Annotated in this window: 20 protein-coding genes, 1 other RNA gene and 2 pseudogenes; 6 read left to right on the top strand and 17 right to left on the bottom strand. The window is 62.2% G+C overall.

Annotated features, from left to right (window positions below):
• Positions 1-4: 4 nt before the first annotated feature.
• Entirely contained in the window at positions 5-433 is a 429-nt protein-coding gene (rplM, locus tag P0D70_RS23065; protein WP_020069304.1) for a 50S ribosomal protein L13, read from the bottom strand.
• 683 nt (positions 434-1116) lie between these two features.
• On the opposite strand from rplM, the gene P0D70_RS23060 reads away from it, so the two are divergent.
• Entirely contained in the window at positions 1117-1539 is a 423-nt protein-coding gene (locus tag P0D70_RS23060) for an OsmC family protein (protein WP_091799194.1), read from the top strand.
• Positions 1540-1645: 106 nt separating this feature from the next.
• Here the strand turns inward: P0D70_RS23060 and rnpB are convergent.
• From rnpB to pyrC, 3 genes are all read right to left on the bottom strand, one after another.
• An RNA gene (gene rnpB, locus P0D70_RS23055) (RNase P RNA component class A) lies at positions 1646-2059 on the bottom strand.
• Between the two features lie 96 nt (positions 2060-2155).
• Positions 2156-2983, bottom strand: a complete 828-nt coding sequence (locus P0D70_RS23050; protein ID WP_408186163.1) for a DUF3025 domain-containing protein — start codon at positions 2981-2983, stop codon at positions 2156-2158.
• 11 nt (positions 2984-2994) lie between these two features.
• Positions 2995-4056 carry a dihydroorotase gene (gene pyrC / locus P0D70_RS23045; protein WP_408186162.1) on the bottom strand — a complete coding sequence of 354 codons (1062 nt, stop codon included), beginning with the start codon at positions 4054-4056 and terminating at the stop codon, positions 2995-2997.
• A gap of 166 nt (positions 4057-4222) precedes the next feature.
• Here pyrC and P0D70_RS23040 point away from each other — a divergent pair, with 166 nt between their 5' ends.
• Positions 4223-5158 carry a class II glutamine amidotransferase gene (locus P0D70_RS23040; RefSeq protein ID WP_408186161.1) on the top strand — a complete coding sequence of 312 codons (936 nt, stop codon included), beginning with the start codon at positions 4223-4225 and terminating at the stop codon, positions 5156-5158.
• 149 nt (positions 5159-5307) lie between these two features.
• On the opposite strand, the gene P0D70_RS23035 is transcribed toward P0D70_RS23040, so the two are convergent.
• The 6 genes from P0D70_RS23035 to P0D70_RS23010 all read right to left on the bottom strand — a co-directional run bounded on the left by P0D70_RS23035 (position 5308) and on the right by P0D70_RS23010 (position 11105).
• On the bottom strand, positions 5308-6033 hold the full coding sequence (locus tag P0D70_RS23035; protein WP_007180417.1) for an amino acid ABC transporter ATP-binding protein: 726 nt from the start codon (positions 6031-6033) through the stop codon (positions 5308-5310).
• The gene (gene gltK, locus P0D70_RS23030; RefSeq protein ID WP_091799182.1) at positions 6030-6707 is read right to left on the bottom strand and encodes a glutamate/aspartate ABC transporter permease GltK; all 678 of its coding nucleotides are present in this window, start codon (positions 6705-6707) and stop codon (positions 6030-6032) included. The genes P0D70_RS23035 and gltK overlap by 4 nt, the downstream gene beginning before the upstream one ends.
• The gene (locus P0D70_RS23025) at positions 6707-7447 is read right to left on the bottom strand and encodes an amino acid ABC transporter permease (RefSeq protein ID WP_091799179.1); all 741 of its coding nucleotides are present in this window, start codon (positions 7445-7447) and stop codon (positions 6707-6709) included. Before P0D70_RS23025 ends, gltK begins: the two co-directional genes overlap by 1 nt.
• An 82-nt stretch (positions 7448-7529) precedes the next feature.
• A complete protein-coding gene (locus P0D70_RS23020) occupies positions 7530-8423 on the bottom strand; it encodes a glutamate/aspartate ABC transporter substrate-binding protein (RefSeq protein WP_408186160.1) in 894 nt (297 codons plus the stop codon).
• A 264-nt stretch (positions 8424-8687) separates the two neighbouring features.
• Positions 8688-10010 carry a Glu/Leu/Phe/Val family dehydrogenase gene (locus P0D70_RS23015; protein ID WP_091799172.1) on the bottom strand — a complete coding sequence of 441 codons (1323 nt, stop codon included), beginning with the start codon at positions 10008-10010 and terminating at the stop codon, positions 8688-8690.
• Positions 10011-10148: 138 nt separating this feature from the next.
• A complete protein-coding gene (locus P0D70_RS23010) occupies positions 10149-11105 on the bottom strand; it encodes a LysR family transcriptional regulator (protein ID WP_091799169.1) in 957 nt (318 codons plus the stop codon).
• A 172-nt stretch (positions 11106-11277) separates the two neighbouring features.
• Between P0D70_RS23010 and purB the strand changes: the two genes are divergently transcribed.
• Positions 11278-12666: an adenylosuccinate lyase gene (purB, locus tag P0D70_RS23005; protein ID WP_408186159.1), complete on the top strand. Its 1389-nt coding sequence runs from the start codon at positions 11278-11280 to the stop codon at positions 12664-12666.
• Positions 12667-12757: 91 nt separating this feature from the next.
• Here purB and P0D70_RS23000 read toward each other — a convergent pair whose 3' ends face one another.
• From P0D70_RS23000 to edd, 4 genes are all read right to left on the bottom strand, one after another.
• Positions 12758-13255: a gluconokinase gene (locus P0D70_RS23000; protein WP_091799164.1), complete on the bottom strand. Its 498-nt coding sequence runs from the start codon at positions 13253-13255 to the stop codon at positions 12758-12760.
• A gap of 10 nt (positions 13256-13265) precedes the next feature.
• Positions 13266-14657: a GntP family permease gene (locus P0D70_RS22995; protein ID WP_091799161.1), complete on the bottom strand. Its 1392-nt coding sequence runs from the start codon at positions 14655-14657 to the stop codon at positions 13266-13268.
• Positions 14658-14990: 333 nt separating this feature from the next.
• Entirely contained in the window at positions 14991-15632 is a 642-nt protein-coding gene (gene eda / locus P0D70_RS22990; RefSeq protein WP_091799159.1) for a bifunctional 4-hydroxy-2-oxoglutarate aldolase/2-dehydro-3-deoxy-phosphogluconate aldolase, read from the bottom strand.
• Positions 15633-15657: 25 nt separating this feature from the next.
• A complete protein-coding gene (edd, locus tag P0D70_RS22985) occupies positions 15658-17562 on the bottom strand; it encodes a phosphogluconate dehydratase (protein ID WP_408186158.1) in 1905 nt (634 codons plus the stop codon).
• Positions 17563-17852: 290 nt separating this feature from the next.
• Here edd and P0D70_RS22980 point away from each other — a divergent pair, with 290 nt between their 5' ends.
• Complete coding sequence (locus P0D70_RS22980; protein WP_408186157.1) at positions 17853-18698, top strand: MurR/RpiR family transcriptional regulator; 846 nt, start codon at positions 17853-17855, stop codon at positions 18696-18698.
• A gap of 66 nt (positions 18699-18764) precedes the next feature.
• On the opposite strand, the gene P0D70_RS22975 is transcribed toward P0D70_RS22980, so the two are convergent.
• Together P0D70_RS22975 and P0D70_RS22970 are read right to left on the bottom strand one after the other, a co-directional pair.
• Positions 18765-19496, bottom strand: a complete 732-nt coding sequence (locus P0D70_RS22975; protein WP_408186156.1) for an OmpA family protein — start codon at positions 19494-19496, stop codon at positions 18765-18767.
• Between the two features lie 125 nt (positions 19497-19621).
• Positions 19622-19855, bottom strand: a pseudogene (locus tag P0D70_RS22970) (YadA C-terminal domain-containing protein); the annotation flags it as partial.
• 35 nt (positions 19856-19890) lie between these two features.
• Between P0D70_RS22970 and P0D70_RS22965 the strand changes: the two are divergent.
• A pseudogene (locus P0D70_RS22965) lies at positions 19891-20835 on the top strand (YadA family autotransporter adhesin); the annotation flags it as partial.
• Here P0D70_RS22965 and P0D70_RS37140 read toward each other — a convergent pair.
• Positions 20753-21055, bottom strand: a complete 303-nt coding sequence (locus P0D70_RS37140) for a hypothetical protein (protein WP_507028550.1) — start codon at positions 21053-21055, stop codon at positions 20753-20755. The pseudogene P0D70_RS22965 and the gene P0D70_RS37140 overlap by 83 nt on opposite strands.
• On the opposite strand from P0D70_RS37140, the gene P0D70_RS37135 reads away from it, so the two are divergent.
• A partial coding sequence (locus tag P0D70_RS37135; protein ID WP_507028551.1) for a hypothetical protein occupies positions 20985-21213 on the top strand: 229 nt, incomplete at its 3' end. The two genes, P0D70_RS37140 and P0D70_RS37135, sit on opposite strands and share 71 nt — an antisense overlap.

Genomic DNA, 21213 nt, shown 5'->3' with positions numbered 1-21213 from the left:
CCCCTTAGATCTCGAGCGCTTTCGGCTGTTGTGCCGAATGCGGATGCGTTGCTTCAGCGTAGACCTTCAGCTTCTTGATCATCGCGTAGCCGAGCGGGCCCTTCGGCAGCATGCCCTTGACCGCTTTCTCGAGCGCACGGCCCGGGAAGCGTTCTTGCATCTTGCCGAACGTCGTTTCATAGATACCGCCCGGGTAGCCCGAGTGGCGGTAGTACTTCTTGTCAGTAGCCTTGTTGCCCGTGACCTTCAGCTTGCCGGCGTTGATAACGATGATGAAATCACCGGTGTCGACGTGCGGAGTGAATTCAGGCTTGTGCTTGCCGCGAAGACGGTGTGCCACTTCGCTGGCGACACGCCCGAGAACCTTATCCGTCGCGTCAATCACGTACCATTCACGCGTAACCTCATGGGCTTTTGCGGAAAACGTCTTCATGATCGATCCAAAAAATTGCTGCGCCCAATGTGTTTTTTCCTGCTTGTAGTGTGCGCATCGAGGCGCGTGCAGGCTCTCCCTGGTTCTTCCTCCGCGGGCGCGGATGCGGAAAAGCCCTGAATTATAAAGGAATTTGCTACGGCAAGTCAAAACGTACGGGACTTTGCGTGAGATTCCCGGCAATCCGGCAGCCGGGGAGCGCGTTTCGGCGCCCTTTCGTGCCTGATTCGGCTTGCCCGGAAGGGACAAGACGCGGACGTCATGCGGCCTTGCGGATGAAACGCGCGGGCGAAAAAAAACCCGAACTAGCGGTTCGGGTTTAATCCACCAAAGGAGGAGGTGGAGGAGACAGATCGAATTATATGAGCGCACCTTGTGCGACGCAAGAACATTTGCATTGCGAAATTCAATTTCATAATGCGGCAATCATCATTCTCAGCCTCAAAGCAACGAATTCTCTTTTAAATCAGTCGCTAAAGGTCGGTCGACCTGATATTCAGGTAGACATCGTCTAGAGTAAAACCCCTAAACTCGTCAGGGCATTCCCGAATCGGCTGAACATGCCGCAGCGCAACACGCAAGCCGTCATCACGCATAACTTGCGACAAAAGTCGCCTCGGGCGGACGCTCAAACACCGGGCTACAATGCCGTCTCGATATAGCGAAGCGCGGTGGAGCACAGCATGGAATGCAAAGTGAGCTGGATGGGGCAAGACGGGATGGCGTTCGCAGCCGAGACGGGCAGCGGCCACCTGGTGGCGATGGACGGCGCGCCCGAAGGCGGCGGCCGCAACCTCGCGCCGCGTCCGATGGAAATGGTTTTGCTCGGCACGGGCGGCTGCACCGCCTACGACGTCGTGATGATCCTGAAGAAAAGCCGTCAGGAAATCAGCGATTGCTCGGTGACGCTGAAGGCCGAACGCGCCAGCGAAGACCCAAAAGTGTTCACCAAGATTCATTTCCACTTCACCGTGACGGGCAAGAATCTGAACCCGGCCACCGTGGAACGCGCAATCAACCTGTCGCACGACAAGTACTGCTCGGCGTCGATCATGATCGCGAAGACCGCTGAGCTGACGCACTCGTTCGACATCGTGGCGAGCTGAGCGCAGAGCTGCGGCTGCGGCGCGGGTTCAAACGCGCGCCGCCCGAAAACGGCCTGATAAAAGAAAAATGCCGGCGTCCAGAAGGACGCCGGCATTTTTTGTTGGGTGGCAAAGCAGGCCGATAAGCCGGATTCTGTGCACGCGCCACGTCCGAAGACGCAACACGCGTGGCAGCCATTCCTCTAGGCGCGCCATTGCTGACGCGCTCAAGCTTCCTACCCGCAGACGTGACGGGGGCCCCGTCCTGCATCTCGAAGATGCTAGCCTGCCTACTTGGAATTGCTCCGGGTGGAGGTTACCGTGCCGGTCTGCCTTGCAGCAGCCGCGGTGCGCTCTTACCGCACCGTTTCACCCTTACCTGATCCCGGCTTGCGCCGGGCCATCGGCGGTTTGCTTTCTGTTGCCCTGTTCCGCGTGTCGCCACGGATGGCCGTTAGCCATCACCCTGCCCTGTGGAGTCCGGACTTTCCTCGCCCTCGTTGGCCGAAACCTCGGAGGCCGCGACTGCCTGGCCTGCTTTGCTGCGGCGAATTTTAACACCTGCGGGAGCCCCGAGCCGAGCCGACGGCTGAAATAGCCGAATGGCCAAGATGAGATGCGACCGAACCCAACGCGCTCAACGCGCGCGCCGCCCGCAGCGAAATACGGCAGTGTCGTCGTAGAACGAGGGAGATTCGTTCTCCGGCCACCAGCCCGGAATGCCCAGCACTGGAAGCGGCGCGAACATGCGGCTCGTGAGTGCGTCGGTACTGAGCAGCGCCTCGGCGACGGACTCGTCGAGCCACGCGTCCCGTTTCGTCGCGTCCCATTCAAAATACGCAGCCGGCACATCGACGATCCACGCGTGGCCCGTGCAGGCCTTGAACGGCGCGATCAGCTTTTCCAGCAACGCATGGCCGAAGCAGCGCACTTCGCAACTCGTGCCCCACGCATCACGCCGCGCCACCAGCAGCGTGTGCCAGTCGAAACCGCGCAAGGCCGCGCTCAACGCGGGATCCGCGCATGCGAACAGCAGCGCGTTCTCGTCGAACAGCGTCAGCGTATCGCGCACGCCGCCGCGGGTCGGGCCGACGCCCAACGCATCGATGGCCGCCGACTGACGCACGTTCAGCGCCGCCTTGATGCGCGGAAAAGCAAACCACATCGACGCATTGAAGAAGTCGTGCAGATTGTGGCGGGTCGGCACGCAGCCGGTGGACGCGATATGCGCCTCGTACGCCGCGCCTGGCGGCAGATCGTCCTGTGCGATGAACGCAAGGCGCTGGCCACGCCCCGTGGTTTGCCGCGTTTCACCGGCATCGGCGTTCATCTCGGCGAGCAGGGCCTCGTAGCCCGTCAGCGCGGCCTGCTGCCAGCGCCTGCCGCGTGCGGCGAACGGCGCGAACCACGGCCTTGCCCAGTCGATTGCGGCGAAGCCCGCCGGCTTCGCCTCATGCGCCTGCATCTACCGCAACCTCAAACGAGACGCCAGCCGATCGACTCGCCGCCGCGCAGCGGCACGACCGGCGTATCGCCAACCGGCAACTCGGCCGGCAGCGTCCATTCTTCACGACGCAGCGTGACCTTCTCCTCGCTGCGCGGCAGACCGTAGAAGTCCGCGCCAAAAAAGCTTGCAAAGCCTTCGAGCTTGTCGAGCGCGTTGGCTTTGTCGAACGCTTCCGTGTACAGCTCCAACGCGTGCAGCGCCGTATAGCAACCCGCGCAGCCGCAAGCATGCTCTTTCAACCCCTTCGGATGCGGCGCGCTGTCCGTGCCGAGGAAGAAGCGCGGATTGCCCGACGTCGCCGCCTCGACCAGCGCCACGCGATGCGTCTCGCGCTTCAACACCGGCAAGCAGTAGTAATGCGGACGAATGCCGCCCTGGAAGATCGCGTTGCGGTTGTACAGCAGGTGGTGCGCGGTGATCGTCGCGCCCAGCAGCGCCGGCGCCACGCCGGCTTCGCGGATGTAGTCGACCGTGTCTTTCGTGGTGATGTGCTCGAACACCACCTTCAGCGCCGGAAACGCGCGGCGCAACGGCGTCATGACCCGGTCGATGAACACCTTCTCGCGGTCGAACAGGTCGATCGACGCATCAGTCACTTCACCGTGCACCAGCAGCGGCATGCCCACTTCCTGCATCACTTCGAGCGTTTTGGCGCACTTCATGATGTCGGTGACGCCCGCGTCCGAGTTGGTCGTCGCGCCCGCCGGATACAGCTTCACGCCATGCACGAAGCCGCTTTCACGCGCACGGCGGATTTCGTCGGGCGGCGTGTTGTCGGTCAGGTACAACGTCATTAGCGGTTCGAACTTCGCGCCTTCGGGAATCGCGGCGACGATCCGCTCGCGATAAGCCTGCGCCATCGCGGTGGTCGTGACCGGCGGCTTCAGGTTCGGCATGATGATCGCACGGCCGAACTGGCGCGCGGTGTCCGGCAGCACGGCGGCCAGCATCGCGCCGTCGCGGACGTGCAGGTGCCAGTCGTCCGGGCGGGCGAGCGTGATGGAGTCGAGGGAAGCGTTGGAAGCAGTCATGGCGGCAGGGGACGAGATTCGACGACAAAAGCCAATCTATGCGGTCAAACCGCAACGTTGCGGCATAAACACACGTCAATTTTGCTATTTGGCGTTTCTGGCTCGGTGATATGCTTGGAAAATCATCATTGTAACGGCTCGACCCGTTCACAGGCTTACCCGCAACATGTGCCAACTACTCGGAATGAACTGCGCCGCGCCAACGGACGTCACGTTCTCGTTCACCGGCTTTGCGGCGCGCGGCGGCGTCACCGATCACCATGCCGACGGCTGGGGCATCGCCTTCTTTGAAGACAAAGCCTGCCGCCTGTTCATCGACCATCAATCGTCGGCGACCTCGCCGATCGCCGAGATGGTCAAGCGCTACCCGATCAAATCGAAGAACACCATTGCGCATATCCGCAAGGCGACGCAGGGGCATATCCTGCTGGAAAACTGCCACCCGTTCATGCGTGAATTGTGGGGACGCCACTGGATCTTTGCGCACAACGGCGACCTCAAGGATTATTCGCCGGTGTTATCAGGCGTGTATCAGCCGGTCGGCACGACCGACAGCGAGCTCGCTTTCTGCGCGCTGCTCGAAGGTTTGCGTAAGGCTTTTCCCGGCGCGCAGCAGCCGCCGCTCGACGAACTGTTTGCCGCGCTCGAAACCCTCACGCGCGAAATCACGCAGTTCGGCGTGTTCAATTTCCTGATGTCGAACGGCCAGGCGCTGTTCGCGCATTGCTCCACGCATCTGCACTACATCGTGCGGCGCTGGCCGTTTTCCACCGCGCATCTCGTCGATGCGGACGTGTCGATCGATTTCGCCAAGTACACCACGCCCGAAGACCGCGTCGCGGTGATCGCCACCAAGCCGCTGACCGACAACGAAGTCTGGAGCGCATTCGAACCGGGCGATCTGATGATGTTCCAGCACGGCGAGGTGATTGGCCGCGTCAATGTGCCGGTGCCGGCTTCGGTACTGGAAAAGCTGCGCAATCCCGCGTTGGATGCGTCGGCTTCGGCCAGCACGATCGCGGCTTCGATCGAGCCCATGCCCGAGCGGGACGCCGAGGTGGACCTCGAAGCAGCGGACGACGCGGCAGCGTTCGAATCCTGAGCGCTTGCGCACATCACCTGACCATTTAAAGCCCGCTACATTCGCTCAAGCCGGATCGCCAGAAACAGAGAAGCCGCTCTTTCAGAGCGGCTTCTTTTTGCCAGTGCCGCAGCACCGCGCCGCCTGAACGGCGCGGCTTCAAAACACACTTAGTGCAGGATCTTGGCCAAAAAGTCCTTCGCGCGATCCGACTTCGGATTGGCGAAGAAGTCTTCCTTGCGGTCGTCTTCCACGATCAAGCCCTTGTCCATGAAGATCACGCGATGCGCGACCTTCTTCGCGAAGCCCATTTCGTGCGTGACGCACATCATGGTCATGCCTTCCTGCGCGAGTTCGACCATCACGTCGAGCACTTCGTTGATCATTTCCGGATCGAGCGCCGAGGTCGGCTCGTCGAACAGCATGGCGATCGGGTCCATCGACAACGCGCGGGCGATCGCCACGCGCTGTTGCTGACCGCCCGACAACTGCCCCGGGAATTTGTCCGCATGCGCGCGCAAGCCCACGCGATCGAGCAGCTTCAGCCCTTTCGCCGTGGCTTCGTCTTTCGAACGGCCCAGCACCTTCACCTGAGCAAGCGTGAGGTTCTGCACGATCGACAGATGCGGAAACAGTTCGAAGTGCTGGAACACCATGCCGACTTTGGAACGCAGCTTCGACAGATTGGTTTTCTTGTCGGTCAGCGACTGACCGTTGATGATGATCTCGCCCTTCTGGAACGGCTCGAGGCCGTTGACGGTTTTGATCAGCGTGGACTTGCCCGAGCCTGACGGCCCGCACACCACCACCACTTCACCCTTTTTGACTTCCGTCGTGCAGTCGGTCAGCACCTGGAACTGACCGTACCACTTCGAAACATTCTTGATAGAGATCATCTTGCGACCTTTTTCTGAAGACCTTTGACGAGGCTCGACGCGATCACGCAGATCGCGAAATAACACGCGCCCGCGAACAGTACCATCTCGACATTCGTACCGTCACGGTCGCCAATATTCGTGGCGGTGCGGAAGAAGTCGGCGAGGCTGATCACGTAGACGAGCGACGTATCCTGAAACAGCACGATACCCTGCGTGAGCAGCAGCGGAACCATGGCGCGGAATGCCTGCGGCAGCACGATCAGGCGCATGGCCTGCGCGTAGTTCATGCCGAGCGCGAACGCCGCGTTGACCTGCCCGCGCGGCACGGCCTGAATGCCGGCGCGGATGATCTCCGAATAGTACGCCGCCTCGAACAGCGAGAACGCGACCATGGCCGACGCGAGGCGAATGTCGATATCCGCCGACAACCCGAGCACGTTCTGCAGCACTTGCGGCACGATCAGGAAGAACCACAGCAGCACCATCACCAGCGGGATCGAACGGAAGATCGTTACGTAGCCCTTCGCGAACCACTCGAAGGCCTTGAACGACGACAGCCGCAACATGGCGAGGACCGTGCCCCAGACAATGCCGAACACGATCGCGATCAACGTGATCTTGAAGGTGACGACGGCGCCGGTCCACAGCGTAGGCAATGCGCCCGGAATACCGCTCCAGTCGAAATGATGCATTACTTGCCTCCGATATAGCCGGGCAACCGGGTCTTGGCTTCGACCCAGCGCATGAGTTGCATCACGACCAGATTGATCAGCATGTACGCCAGCGTGACCGCGATAAACGACTCATACGTCTGCGACGTGTAGTCGACCAGTTGGCGCGCCTGAGCGGACAGATCGAGCAGACCGATCGTCGACGCGACCGCCGAGTTCTTGAAGATATTCAGAAACTCGGACGTGAGCGGCGGCACGATGATCCGGTACGCGACCGGCAGCAGCACATAACGATAGGTCTGCCACTGCGTGAAACCCATGGCCAGACCCGCGGCGCGCTGGCCGCGCGGCAGTGCGTTGATACCCGAGCGCACCTGCTCGCACACGCGCGCGGCGGTAAAGAGCCCGAGACAGATGATCGACGACGAAAAGAACTGCGCACTCGGCGGCAGTTGCTTGAACCAGTTGCCCACGGAAACAGGCAGCAACTCCGGTATCACCAGATACCAGATGAAGAACTGCACGATCAGCGGAATGTTTCGGAAAATCGCGACATAGACCGTGCCGATGCCCGACGCCCACTTGTTCGGCACGGTGCGCAGCACGCCGAACAACGAACCGACGATCAGCGCGATCACCCATGCCGACAGCGACACGGTAATCGTCACCCAGAAGCCCGACAGCAACCAGCCCAGATAGGTGGTCGGCTCGCCGGTGGAGACCGGACTCAGCAAAATGCCCCAGTTCCAGTGATATGACATGACCAAGACTCCAGCAAAAAGAAACGGAAGAAGCGCGTGGCCCCTTCCGTTTCGTTCAGCGTTTCAAAAAAACAGCTAAGGTTTAATCGATTGCCTTGTCATTCGGGCTCTTGTAGAGCGCCTTGATGTCATCGCTTTCCGGGAAGTTCAGGTTCAGGCCCTTCGGCGGAATCGGCGATTCGAACCACTTCTTGTAGATCGTGTCGGCCTCGCCCGAGGTTTCGACCTTGGCGATTGCCTCGTCGACCACCTTCTTGAATTCCGGATCGTTCTTGCGAATCATGCAGCCGTACGCTTCATGCGATTGCGGCGCGCCGACGATCACGAAATCGCCGGGATTGTTCGACTTGGCGCGTTCGCCCGCGAGCAGTGCGTCGTCCATCATGAAGGCAGCGGCGCGGCCCGTGGAGAGCGTCAGGAACGACTCGCCGTGGTCCTTCGCGCTGATGATGTTCATGCCCATGCTCTTGTCCTGATTCATCTTGCGAAGCAGGCGCTCGGAGGTGGTCCCGGCAGTCGTGACGACCGTCTTGCCCTTCAGGTCGGCCCAGTCCTTGATACCGGAGTCTTTCTTGGTCATGAGGCGCGTGCCGATCACGAAGATCGTGTTCGAAAAGGCGACCTGCTGCTGACGTTCAGCATTGTTGGTGGTCGAGCCGCATTCCATGTCGACGGTGCCGTTCTGCACCAGCGGAATACGGTTTTGCGACGTGACCGGCGTGAGCTTGACCTTCAGGCCAGGCATGTTCAGCTTCTGCTTCACCGCCTCCACCACTTTCAGGGCGAATTCCTGCGAGTAGCCGATAACGTTCTGCTTGTCGTCGTAATACGAAAACGGGATGGACGATTCGCGATGGCCCAGCGAAATGACGCCCGTGTCCTTGATCTTTTTCAGCGTACCAGCGTCTTGCGCATGCGCGCCAACCGTAAACAGTCCGAGAGTCGCGAGCAGCAGCGCAGCTTTTTTAACCTTCATTTTTGATCTCCTTGGCAAGAACCGGCGCCAGTTTAGCAAAGTAATTATTCTGAAAGTATGGCTATAAACCATGTTGTTGCGTGGCCGCCGCTACTGCTTCGCGGCCCGTCGGGCCGGTCGGTCAACCTTTCCGCATATAGAAAGGCGGGCGGCATCGATACGATGCTGCCCGCCGGGTCCAACACGCCGTCTTGTGGACCGCGTTGAAGCAAGGTTTGCCGGCGGATCCGCGCGATAACGGAGCCGCCGTTCGAAACGCAAAGATCAGGGATACAGGCCGCGCAGTTCGCGCGCTTCCAGGATCCGCTTACATGCGACGATAAACGCCGCCGTCCGCACGGACACCTTTTGCTCGCTCGAAACCTGCCACACGGCGGCGAATGCTTCACGCATCACACGCTCCAGACGCTGGTTGATCTCGTCTTCCGTCCAGAAGAAGCTCGAGAAGTCCTGCACCCATTCGAAGTAAGACACGGTCACGCCGCCGGCGTTGGCCACCACGTCCGGAATCACGAGAATGCCGCGATCGTGCAGGATGTCGTCCGCAGCCGTGGTGGTCGGGCCGTTGGCGCCTTCCACGACGATCTTCGTCTTGATCTTCGCCGCGTTCTTTTCGGTGATCTGATTTTCCAGCGCGGCCGGAATCAGGATGTCCGATTCGACGGTCCAGAATTCTTCATTGCTTACGGCGTCCGCTTCCGGGAAGCCGCCCACGCCGCCGTGCCTAGCCACGTGCTCGAGCAGTGCGACGGCGTCGATACCCGTCGACTTGTACAGCGAACCGGTGTGATCCTGCACCGCGACCAGCTTCGAACCCGCTTCCTGGAACAGACGCGCCGCGATCCCGCCCACGTTGCCGAAGCCCTGCACCGCGATGCGCGCGCCTTCGATTTCCACACCGATACGGCGTGCGGCTTCGGAGGCCACCACGAACACGCCGCGGCCCGTTGCCTCACGGCGGCCGAGCGAACCGCCCAGCGTGATCGGCTTGCCCGTCACGACGCCCGTGGCCGTTTGGCCCTGGTTCATCGAGTACGTGTCCATCATCCACGCCATGATCTGCTCGTTCGTGTTCACGTCCGGCGCGGGAATGTCGGTATTCGGTCCGATGATGATGCCGATTTCGCTGGTGTAGCGGCGCGTCACGCGCTCGAGCTCACCACGCGACAACGTGCGCGGGTCGACACGGATGCCGCCCTTCGCGCCGCCGTACGGCACGTTGACCGCAGCATTCTTCACCGACATCCACGCCGACAAGGCCATCACTTCCGACAACGTCACGTCCTGGTGGTAACGCACACCGCCCTTGCCCGGACCGCGCGACACGTTGTGCTGCACGCGATAGCCTTCGAAGTGAGCGACCGTGCCGTTATCGAGTTCGATAGGCACGTCGACGACCAGAATGCGCTTCGGGCGCTTCAGGGTTTCGAGCCAGCGGGACAGGGAGCCGAGGTACGGCGCGACGCGATCGACCTGACGCAGGTAGTTGCCCCACGGGCCGAGGTCGTCTTTATTCAGGTAGGAAGGAACCGACTGCAACGTTGCTGCGGATTGTGCGACTTGTGCTGCCTGTTGCTGGGATGACATGAACGCTCCGGCGTTGATCGAATGACAGCATTGTCGAAAAACGCCGATTTGAAATCCAATGCCGTTTCCTTATCCGATTATGTTTTTTTTGCATAACCATCGAGAAGCCGCAAATTCGCGTCGTAGGGAGGCAGGATTTCAGGCCGCGCCTTGCGCCAGTTCCTCCGACACCACGTCCCACAACTGACGCACGAGTATCTGTCGCGCATCGTCGCTCTTCGCCGCGAGCTTGTCGCGATAGAGACGAATCTCCATGGTCAGCGTGAGCTGGCCCTCGGGCGTGCCACGCGTCGCGCGGTCGAGGCGGATCAGCTTGCCGTCGGCGACCGCGTCTTCCACCGCGCTGTGCGGCAGGAAGGCGATGCCGTGGCCGGCCAGTGCCATCGCCTTGAGTCCTTCGGCCATGTCGGTTTCATACAGCCGGTCGAGATACAGACGCTCCGGTGCGTTGGCCAGGATCACTTCGGTCATGCGGCCCAGATAGGCGTTCGGCGTATAGGACAGATAGGGCGTGGGCGCTTCGGCGGTGCCCGGCAGCGTATGACGCGGCCGGCCGGCACGGCCGGGCGCCGAGAACGGACTGATCGGCTCGATGCCGAGCGTCAGCATGTCGTAGCGGCCCGGATCGAGCGCGACCGGGTGACTCGGGTGGTGATAGCCCATCATCAGATCGCAGCCGCCTTCCACCAGCGAGAGCGCCGCATCGTGCACATTCAGCGCGCGCAGCCGGGTGTGGATCGGGCCCATCTGCGCTTCGATACGCTGCAGCCAGCGCGGAAAGTAAGTCAACGACAGCGTATGCGGCACCGCGAATTCGATGGTTGCCTGCGGCGTCGCCGTATGGCCGCGCAGCAGCGCGCGCGCTTCATGGAACTGCGACAGCATCGCGAGCGCCTGCTCGTTGAACACCTGACCGGCCGCGGTCAGCCGCGTCGGGTAAACCGAACGGTCGATCAGTTCCGTGCCGAGCCACGCTTCCAGGGCCTGAATCCGCCGCGAGAAGGCCGGCTGCGTCACGTGACGCAGTTCGGCCGAACGACTGAAACTACGCGTTTCCGCGAGCGAAACGAAGTCTTCGAGCCATTTCAGTTCCATGCGGGGCCTGCCACCAGCGGAGGAGAGAAGTCAGCATTCTAGATGGTGTCGCGAAGCGGACCAGCCTGACTGCGGAAATCGGGGCTGTCGGCGTCCGGTGGTAAAATTCGCGTTTTCCCGCAGTTTGTTCCGCGTTTTCACCCTTGCGCTTAGCCCTCACCCGGCCCCCATCATGTCCGACACCCGCCCCGACACCCTGTTCGCGCTGAACGCGCTCTCCCCGCTCGACGGCCGCTACGCCTCGAAAACCGAAGCCCTGCGCGACTGGCTCTCGGAAGCCGCGTTCATGCGCAATCGCGTGACGGTCGAAATCCATTGGCTGATCGCGCTTTCGCACGCCGGCTTCGCCGAAGTGCCGCGTTTCTCCGCAGCCTCCGAACAATTCCTGCTGCAACTGGCCGAGCGCTTCACCGCGCACGACGCCGCGCGCATCAAGGAAATCGAACGCGTGACGAACCACGACGTGAAGGCGGTCGAGTACTGGCTGAAGGAATCGGTCAAGGGTCAGGAAGAACTGGAACGCGCGAGCGAGTTCATCCACTTCGCGTGTACCTCGGAAGACATCAACAACACCTCGCACGGCCTGATGCTGGCGGGCGCCCGTGAACACGTGATCCTGCCGGCGCTGCGCTCGGTACATCAACGTCTCGTCGCACTGGCCCACGCGCACGCCGATCAGGCCATGCTGTCGCGCACGCATGGCCAGCCGGCCAGCCCGACTACGCTCGGCAAGGAAATCGCCAACGTCGCGGCGCGTCTGGAACGCGCGATCGACCGCATCGCGAAGGTCGAACTGCTCGGCAAGATGAACGGCGCGGTCGGCAACTTCAACGCGCACCTGTCCGCGTATCCGGAGTTCGACTGGGAAGCGTTCTCGCGTGAAGTGGTCGAGCAGCGCCTGAAGCTCACGTTCAACCCGTACACGATCCAGATCGAACCGCACGACTACATGGCAGAACTGTTCGACGCCGTGTCGCGCGCCAACACGATCCTGCTGGATCTGGACCGCGACGTGTGGGGCTACATCTCGGTCGGCTACTTCAAGCAACGCACCAAGGCCGGTGAAATCGGTTCGTCCACGATGCCGCACAAGGTCAATCCGATCGACTTCGAAAACTCGGAAGGCAACCTGGGTCTGGCGAACGCCACGCTGCGCCATCTCGCCGACAAGCTGCCGGTGTCGCGCTGGCAGCGCGACCTGACCGATTCGACGGTGCTGCGCAATATCGGCGTCGCGTTCGGTTACTCGCTGCTTGCGTACGACTCGCTGATCCGCGGCCTCGACAAGCTCGAAGTGAATGCGCAGCGTCTGCACGAAGACCTCGACAACTGCTGGGAAGTGCTGGCTGAGCCGGTTCAAACGGTGATGCGCCGTTACGGCATCGAGAATCCGTACGAACAACTGAAGGAACTGACGCGCGGCAAGGGCATCACGCGTGAAGCGCTGCAAACGTTCGTCAGCGGCCTGGCGATTCCGCAGGACGCGAAAGATCGCTTGCTCGCCATGACGCCGGCTTCGTATATCGGTAAAGCTTCGGAACTGGCCAAGCGCATCGCCTGATCTGCGTTGGCCGCTACTGACCTCGTTGCACGAGGCATAAAAAAACCGCTCCGAGGAGCGGTTTTTTTTCATCTGCAGCGACCGGGCAAATTCACTTACGCGCTTCGACCTGGATCAACACGCTTTCGACGATCTCTTCCGGCGACAGTTCGATGCTCACCGTGATCGCCTCATCGGCGCCCGGCTCTTCGAGCGTATCGAGCTGGCTTTGCAGCAGCGACGGATCGAAGAAATGGCCGGTGCGCGTGGTCAGCCGCTGCTCCAGCACCTCACGCGAACCCTTGAGGTAGACGAAGCACACGTCCCTGTCGCCATCGCGCAGAACGTCGCGATACGAGCGTTTCAGCGACGAACACGTGAACACCGCCGTCTCGCCCGCCGTCTGCTTCTCCTCGATCGCGGCGCGAATCGTTTTCAGCCACGGCCAGCGGTCTTCGTCCGTCAGCGGAATGCCGTGGTGCATTTTCTCTTTGTTGGCGGCGCTGTGAAACGCGTCGCCGTCGGTGAACGCGCAGTGCAGGCGCTCTGCCAGCATTTCGCCAATTCTCGTCTTGCCGGCGCCGGACACGCCCATTGCGATCAGAATCATCAAAAACTCCTTACAAGACCGCCGCGAGTGCGAAGGTCAAACCCAACCCCATCAGCGAGATGATGGTTTCGAGGAGCGACCATGTCTTGAAGGTCTGCCCCACCGTCATCCCGAAGTACTCCTTGATCAGCCAGAAACCGCCGTCGTTCACGTGCGAAAAGATCAGCGAACCCGAACCCGTGGCCAGCACCAGCAGTTCCGGCTTCACCTGCACCGCGCCCGCTGCCGCGATCGGTGCGACGATGCCGCAAGCGGTGGTCATCGCGACCGTCGCCGAACCCGTTGCCAGACGAATCAGCGCCGCGACGAGCCAGCCGAACAGCAGCGGCGACAGATGCGCCGACGTCGCCGCATTGACGATTTCCTTCGAAATGCCGCTATCCATCAGCACGCGGCCGAACCCGCCGCCCGCGCCGACGATCAGCGTAATGCCCGCGATCGGCGCGAGACACTCGCCGCAGAATTTCTGGATCTGCTCGCGATTGAAGCCGCGGCTTGCGCCGAAGGTCCAGAAGCTGACCAGCACGGCGATCAGCAGCGCCACATCCGAATTGCCGGCGAAGCGCAGCAGATCGTTCGGCAAGGTTTTCGGCGTGAACACGAGGTCGGCCCAGCTGCCCACCAGCATCAGGATAACCGGCAGCAGGATCGTGAACAGCGTGATGCCGAAGCTCGGCAGTTCACGCTTGGGCGCCGCCTGTTGCGCACCGTTGTTCGCGCCATTCGCGTCGCCAGCGCCGAGAAACTGCGAAGCGAGCGCGTTGTCTTTCGGCAGCTTGATATAGCGGCTGATCAGCAACGCAAACAGCGGACCCGCGACGATCGCGGTCGGCACGCCGACGATCAGGCCATACGCAATGGTCCGGCCGATATCCGCGTGATACGCCTGCACCGCGAGCATCGCGGCCGGGTGCGGCGGAAGCAGGCCGTGCACGACGGACAGACCCGCGACCATTGGCAAGCCGACTAGCAGCAACGATTTGTTGGTGCGCTTCGCGACGTTGAAAGCGATCGGAATCAGCAGCACGAAACCGACTTCGAAGAACACCGGCAAGCCGACGATGATCGCCACGATCATCATCGCCCAATGGATGTTCTTCTCCCCGAAGAAGTCGATCAACGTAGTGGCAATGCGCTCGGCGCCGCCCGATTCGGCCATCATCTTGCCGAGCATCGTACCCAGACCGACCACGATGGCGATGTGCCCGAGCGTATTGCCGTTACCCGTTTCGAACGACTTGACGATGGTGCCGATCGGCATGCCGGACGCGAGCCCGAGCAGCAGCGACACGATGATCAGAACGAGGAAAGGGTAAACCTTGTAGCGCGTGATCAGCAGGATCAGCAATGCGATGGCGATCACCGCGAAGACTAGCAGCGTGCTGCCGTGGACAGCTTCCATGAAGCTCCTCCTTTTGCGTTATTGATTTGAGTGCCCCCAACCTGGCGCTTCGCGCCAGCCCCCGAGGGGGCCACAAAAAACTTGGGGCGGCCCGGCGTTTTCTTGTGAATGCGGACAACAGTCAGCACCCTGTCTCACGGCGACCTGTGCGGCGCCTCGAAACCGGGCTGACCGCGCGGACGCTGAATTTTACTGTGTGTTGCCGACCCACGCGCGCCGCTCGCGTATGCATATTGAAAAAAGAGCCTCGCCGCGACAGCTCAGATGGCTGTATCGACGAGGCTCCTTTTGCGTAGGACCTTGAAGACCGCTTAACGTGCGCGCCGCTTCAACTTAATGGGCGGGCGCGGCCAACTGGCTCGCGGCGCGCGCGAGACGCGTGATCTCTTCCCAGTTGTGCGATGCAAGCGCGGCTTTCGGCGTGAGCCACGAACCGCCGACGCACACCACGTTCGGCAGCGACAGGAAAGTCGAAGCCGATTCGGCCGTGATACCGCCGGTCGGGCAGAATTTCAGATTCGGGAACGGGCCGTGGAAAGCTTGCAGCATCGGCACGCCGCCGGCCTGCTGGGCCGGGAAAAACTTCACGATCTCGTAGCCGAGTTCGAGCGCCGTGATGATGTCGGTCGGCGTCATCACGCCCGGCAGCAGCGGCAAGCCTGCGTCCTGTGCGGCCTTGTGCATGTCTTTCGTCAGCCCCGGCGAAACGCCGAACTGCGCACCCGCCTTTTTAGCCTGAGCGCAGTGCTCGGGCTTCGTAATCGTGCCGACACCGACCACGATGTCTTCAGCCAACTGGCTTGCGCGTTCGATCGCTTCCAGACCGGCGGCGGTGCGCAAGGTAATTTCCAGCACCTTCACGCCGCCTGCATGCAGCGCGCGCGACACCTGCTCACCCTGTTCGACCGAGTCGAACGCGAGCACCGGAATCACCGGGCCGAGGCGCACGATATCGCTTACTGTTTTCGACGTCATAGTCAGACTCCTTGTTCTGCAGCACTTAGCTGGCTTGAGTGGTGCTTGTATGTTTTCCGGTGTGAGCTTTGGCCGCTTCGCCGTGATGCGCCGAATGCTCGCCCACCATCGCGCCGAATACCGACGCACCCTGCTCCGCCGGCGCCGCCGCCGCGCGGAACACGCCGAACAACTCCCGGCCGAAACCCACTTCGTTTGCCGCCTGATGCAGCGGCACGGCGTTCGGCCGCGCGGCCCATTCGGCCGCGTCGACCTCGATGTCGAGCACGCCGGCTTCGGCGTCGATCACCAGCATGTCGCCCGTGCGCACCTTGCCGATCGGCCCTTGCAGCAAGGCTTCAGGCGACAGATGAATCACCGCCGGCACCTTGCCCGACGCGCCGGACATCCGGCCGTCCGTGACCAGTGCGACGTGGAAACCCTGATCCTGCAACACACCGAGTAGCGGCGTCAAACGATGCAGCTCGGGCATGCCGTTTGCGCGCGCGCCCTGGAAGCGCACCACGGCGATGAAGTCGCGCTTCAATTCGCCTTTGTCGAACGCTTCCTGCACGGCTTCCTGCGAATCGAACACGATCGCCGGCGCCTTCACCTTGCGATGCGCCGCCGCGACGGCCGAAATCTTGATCACGCCGCGGCCGAGCTTGCCCTGCATCAGACGCAAGCCGCCATCCGGTTGGAATGGTTCCTTGATGCCGCGCAGCACGGCCGTGTCTTCGCTCGCTTGCGCGCCCGGCACCCATTGCAGCTTGCCGTCGATCAGCTTCGGCTCTTCCGTGTAATGCTTGAGTCCCTTGCCCGCGACCGTATTGACGTCCTCGTGCAGCAAGCCGCCTTCCAGCAGATTGCGCACCAGGAAAGCGACGCCGCCGGCCGCGTGGAAGTGGTTCACGTCAGCCTTGCCGTTCGGATAAATTTTCGCGAGCAGCGGCACGGCTTGCGACAGCGCGTCGAAGTCGTCCCAATCGATCACGATGCCCGCCGCGCGAGCAATCGCCACCAGGTGCAGCGTGTGATTGGTCGAGCCGCCGGTCGCCAGCAAGGCAACGATGCCGTTGACGATCGCTTTTTCGTCGATCACGTGGCCGATCGGCGTGTAGTTGCCGCGCTCCACCGTCAGATCGAGCACGCGGCGCGCGGCCTGCGCGGTCAGCGCGTCGCGCAGTGGCGTATGCGGATGCACGAAAGCCGAACTCGGCAGATGCAAACCCATCACTTCCATCAGCATCTGATTGCTGTTGGCCGTGCCGTAGAACGTGCAGGTACCGTGGCTGTGATACGCGGCGGCTTCCGCTTCGAGCAGCGCGTCGCGGCCGCATTGGCCGGTGGCGAAGAGCTGGCGTGTCTTGGCTTTGTCGTCGTTGGACAGGCCGCTGCCCATCGGGCCGGCCGGCACGAAGATGGTCGGCAGATGGCCGAACTGCAGCGCGCCGATCAGCAGGCCCGGCACGATCTTGTCGCAAATGCCGAGGCACAGTGCCGCGTCGAACATGTTGTGCGTTAGCGCGACCGCCGTGCTCATCGCGATCACTTCTCGCGAGAACAGCGACAGTTCCATGCCCGCATTGCCTTGCGTAATGCCGTCGCACATGGCCGGCACGCCGCCCGCGAATTGCGCGACGCCGCCGTTTTCACGCGCGGCCTGCTTGATGATGTCCGGGTAGTTTTTGTACGGCGCGTGGGCCGACAACATTTCGTTGTACGAGGACACGATGCCGATGTTCGGCTCGCGAATCTGTTTGATGACGAGCTTGTCGTTGCCTTCGAGCCCGGCGAAACCGTGGGCCAGATTGGCGCAGGAGAGCGCGCCGCGCGCCGGGAACCGGCCTTGCGCCTGGTCGATGCGGGCCAGATACGCCTCGCGGGTGGGCTTGCTGCGCTCGACCACGCGTTGCGTGACCTTCAACAATTGCGAATGCGGGGAAACCATCGGAGCTCCTTCGTCGCTGGCGTGGGGCGGGCGCGCACTGTGCCAGGTAGGTATCGCGGGGTGTCGGATCAACTGACTGACGCCATCTTAGTAGAAAAACTACACGATCGCAACGACGAACGCTGCTGCGCTGCGGCATACGGAGACAGCCGGAAACGCCCGGCCAGCCTTGCTCTCGCATGCAACGGCCGAAACCTAGGGATTACACCTACCGCCTCAAATGTAGTTTTTGTACCTATTCAGCAATCAGATATAGTCCACGCATTCTTCAGCATAGTGCGAGTTTTCCAATGATGCTGTCCCAGGTGGAAGAGATGCGCGACCAGTTGCGGCCGTCCGAGCGCAAACTGGCCGACTACGTGATCGAAGCGCCGCGCGAAGTGCTCGATCTTTCCATGACGGAAGTGGCCGCCCGCGCAGGCGTGAGCCAGCCGACGATCGCGCGGTTTTGTCATGCGCTCGGCTTTTCGGGGTTTCGCGAATTCAAGATCCGGCTTGCGCAAGGGATTGCGTCGGGTGTGCCCACCGTCTATCGGGACGTGCGGCCGGACGAAGGCGCTCCCGGCCTCATCGCGAAGGTATTCGACCGGACCATCGGCACGCTGATCGAAGTGCGCAACAGCCTGTCGCCGGATAGCGTCGAAGCGGCCGTCGTGCTGTTAGCGAACGCGGCGCGCATCGAGTTCTACGGCGCGGGCGGCTCGGGCATCGCCGCGCAGGATATCCAGCACAAGTTTTTCCGCCTCGGCATGCCAAGCGTCGCCTACTCCGATCCGCATACCTATTCGATGTCGGCGGCACTGCTCGGCCCCGGCGATGTGGTGGTGGCGGTATCGAATACCGGCCGCACCCGCGACATCATCGAAGCCGCGCGTTCAGCGCTCGCTCGTGGCGCGAAAGTGATCGCGATCACGCATGGCAGCTCACCGCTCGCGCGGGTCGCGTCGATCTGTCTGTTCTCGAACGTGGCCGAGGAAAACGATGTGTTTTCGCCGATGACATCGCGCATGTCGCATCTGGCGATCGGCGACATTCTGGCGGTCGGCGTCGCGCTCAAGCGTGGTCCCGAGTTAGTGGAGCGCGTGGGACAGGCGAAAGGCGTGATCGGCCGGCTGCGGGTCGACGACGAGGCTTGAGGCGTTGCAGATGAAAAAGGCCTGCGCGACGGCAGGCCTTCGTGGTCGAGCGATGCGGGCTGCGCGTTACTCGGCGAATACGCGGACGTCGACGCGGCGATTCTGCATGCGGCCTTCGGGCGTCGCATTCGACGCGACCGGATCAGCACTGCCCAGACCTCGTGCGACGAACTGCTCGGCATGGAGGCCGCCATCACGCAGGTATTGGGCGACGGCGTCGGCGCGAGCCTCGGACAGGTTCAGGTTATGGGCTTCCGAGCCTGTCGCGTCGGTGTAGCCCACCACCGTCACGCGATGCAGGTTCACGCCCCGGTTCACGCTCATGAAGTGGTCGAGATTCCTCTTTGCAATTGAGCCAAGCACCGCGCTATCCGTCGCGAAGTTCGCGTTGCCTTGCAGCAGCAGGCGAACCCGCGGCGCCACCTGTTTTGCTTGCGGCTGCGCAGCGGGCTGTTGCAGCACCGGCTGCTGCGGGAGCTGCTCTGCAACAACCGGTCTGCCGCACATGAAGGTCAATTCGCGCGCATCCTTCTTCAGCGCGCCATCGTTTACGCGATCAACGGCTTCGAGCCATGTCACCGGTTGATTCTTGCAGGTCTCCCCCGCCACACGCACGCAACTCTTCGAGCTTTCGAAGAGTCCCTCGCAATTGACCCGATAGATCGGCGCCTGCTGATTCGGCACGCTCACCGCGTGAAGCGTATAGGTTGGGCCCGACTGCGTGCTGCACGCAGCGAGAAACATCACACACGCGCCGAGCAATAGCGCGCGCGAAGACTTGGAAAGCGTCAAGTTCATTTTCAGGGATTCAGTCAATTGAGGCGGCACCCCTGCCATGTGTTCCTCGGACAAGGGCGCGCAAGCAGTCAAGTCAAAGCAGATCTGGCTGACGGACGAGGCTCACGCCCCATCCGTCATGGCACTTACCACTGGTAGGAAGCACCCACGCCCACCGTCGTGCCTTGCGAGCTCGTACCTGCGCCGGCCTTCATCTTCAGGTTCTGGGTGATGCGTGCCGAGACGCCGAGCGCCACGGCCTGCGAACCCTTATACGAGCCGCCGCCGACACCGACCGCGATCGTCTTGCCTTGATCGACGTCCGGGATCATCGTCAGTGCCGTAGCGGCCGCGATACCTGCGTACGCATTTTTCGCGACCTGGTTCAAGCCGTTCTGCACCGCGTTGATCTGCTGGTGGCTCGACGGTGAACACGGATGGCTCGATCTCGGCCCCGACTTACGTTGTGAACGGCGCGACCGTCCACAACGCGGGCGACGCGATCACCAACCTCGACAACCGTGTGACGCAGAACACCACCAATATCAGCACGATCAACAACACGCTGAACAGCATCACCACCGGCGGTGGCGTCATGTACGTCCACGTGAACTCGGCCCTGGCCGATTCGCAGTCAAGCGGTGCGGAGTCGGTGGCGATCGGCGGTAACGCGCAGTCGCAGGCAGCGAACTCGGTCGCGTTGGGTTCGAACTCCGTCGCTAACCGTGCCAACACGGTGTCGGTGGGTTCGGCGGGCAACGAACGCCAGATCACCAACGTGGCGGCCGGTACGGCGGATACGGACGCGGTGAACGTCGCGCAGTTGAAGGCGTCGGGCGTGATCAATACGGATGGCACGACCAACGCTGCCGTGACGTACGACCACAACGCTGACGGGTCGGCGAACTACAGCAGCGTCACAATGGGTAACGGCGTGGCGGGCGGCACGACGATCCGCAACGTGGCGGCAGGCACGGCCGCTGACGATGCGGTCAACGTCAGCCAGATGAACGCGGCCATCTCCAACGTCACGAATATCATCAGTTCGGCCGGCAACCCGATGTTCGCGGCAGACGGCAACCGTGACACGGAATCGGCCGTCGCCAGCGGCACGCACGCCACGGCAATGGGCGCGAACGCGAAGGCGAGCGCGGCGAATTCGGTGGCGCTGGGTGCGAACTCGGTGGCGGATCGCGAAAACACGGTGTCGGTGGGTTCGGCGGGCAACGAACGCCAGATCACCAACGTCGCGGCCGGCACGGCAACCACCGACGCAGTCAACGTCGGCCAGTTGAACGAAGCGATCGGCGCGTCGGTCGGCAACCTGCCGGCCGGTACCTCGGCGAAGGACTACACGGACCGCCGATCGCATCCGCCACGCTCTGCGACACGCCGTAGAGCTGCGCGCCGTTCACCGCATCCACGCTCGTCGCGGTCACTGCGCCGGCGGCCACACCCGTCAGCTGACGCGCGCCTGCTGTCCCGGCAAAGTCGACCAGCGCGCCGTCGGTGCCCTTCGCGACCGTGATGGTGCGCGACGTCGCGTCCTGCTGCACCAGGCCGACCGAACCGTTGTTCATGTTGTTCGTCAGGTTGGTGATGTCCGTGGTGTTCTGCGTCACCTGCTGGTTGGTTGCAAACAGTTCACTGCCGTTCACCGCATCCGTGCTCGTCGCGCTCAGGCGGCCAGCCGCCACGTTCGTGATCGTGCGCTCGCTGCCCGTTGCACCCATGCTCA

It is taken from the genome of Paraburkholderia sp. RL17-381-BIF-C, assembly GCF_046026435.1.
Lineage (GTDB): Bacteria > Pseudomonadota > Gammaproteobacteria > Burkholderiales > Burkholderiaceae > Paraburkholderia.
The sequence above is the reverse complement of the archived record's forward strand: the minus strand, read 5'-3'. Positions and strand labels throughout refer to the sequence as shown.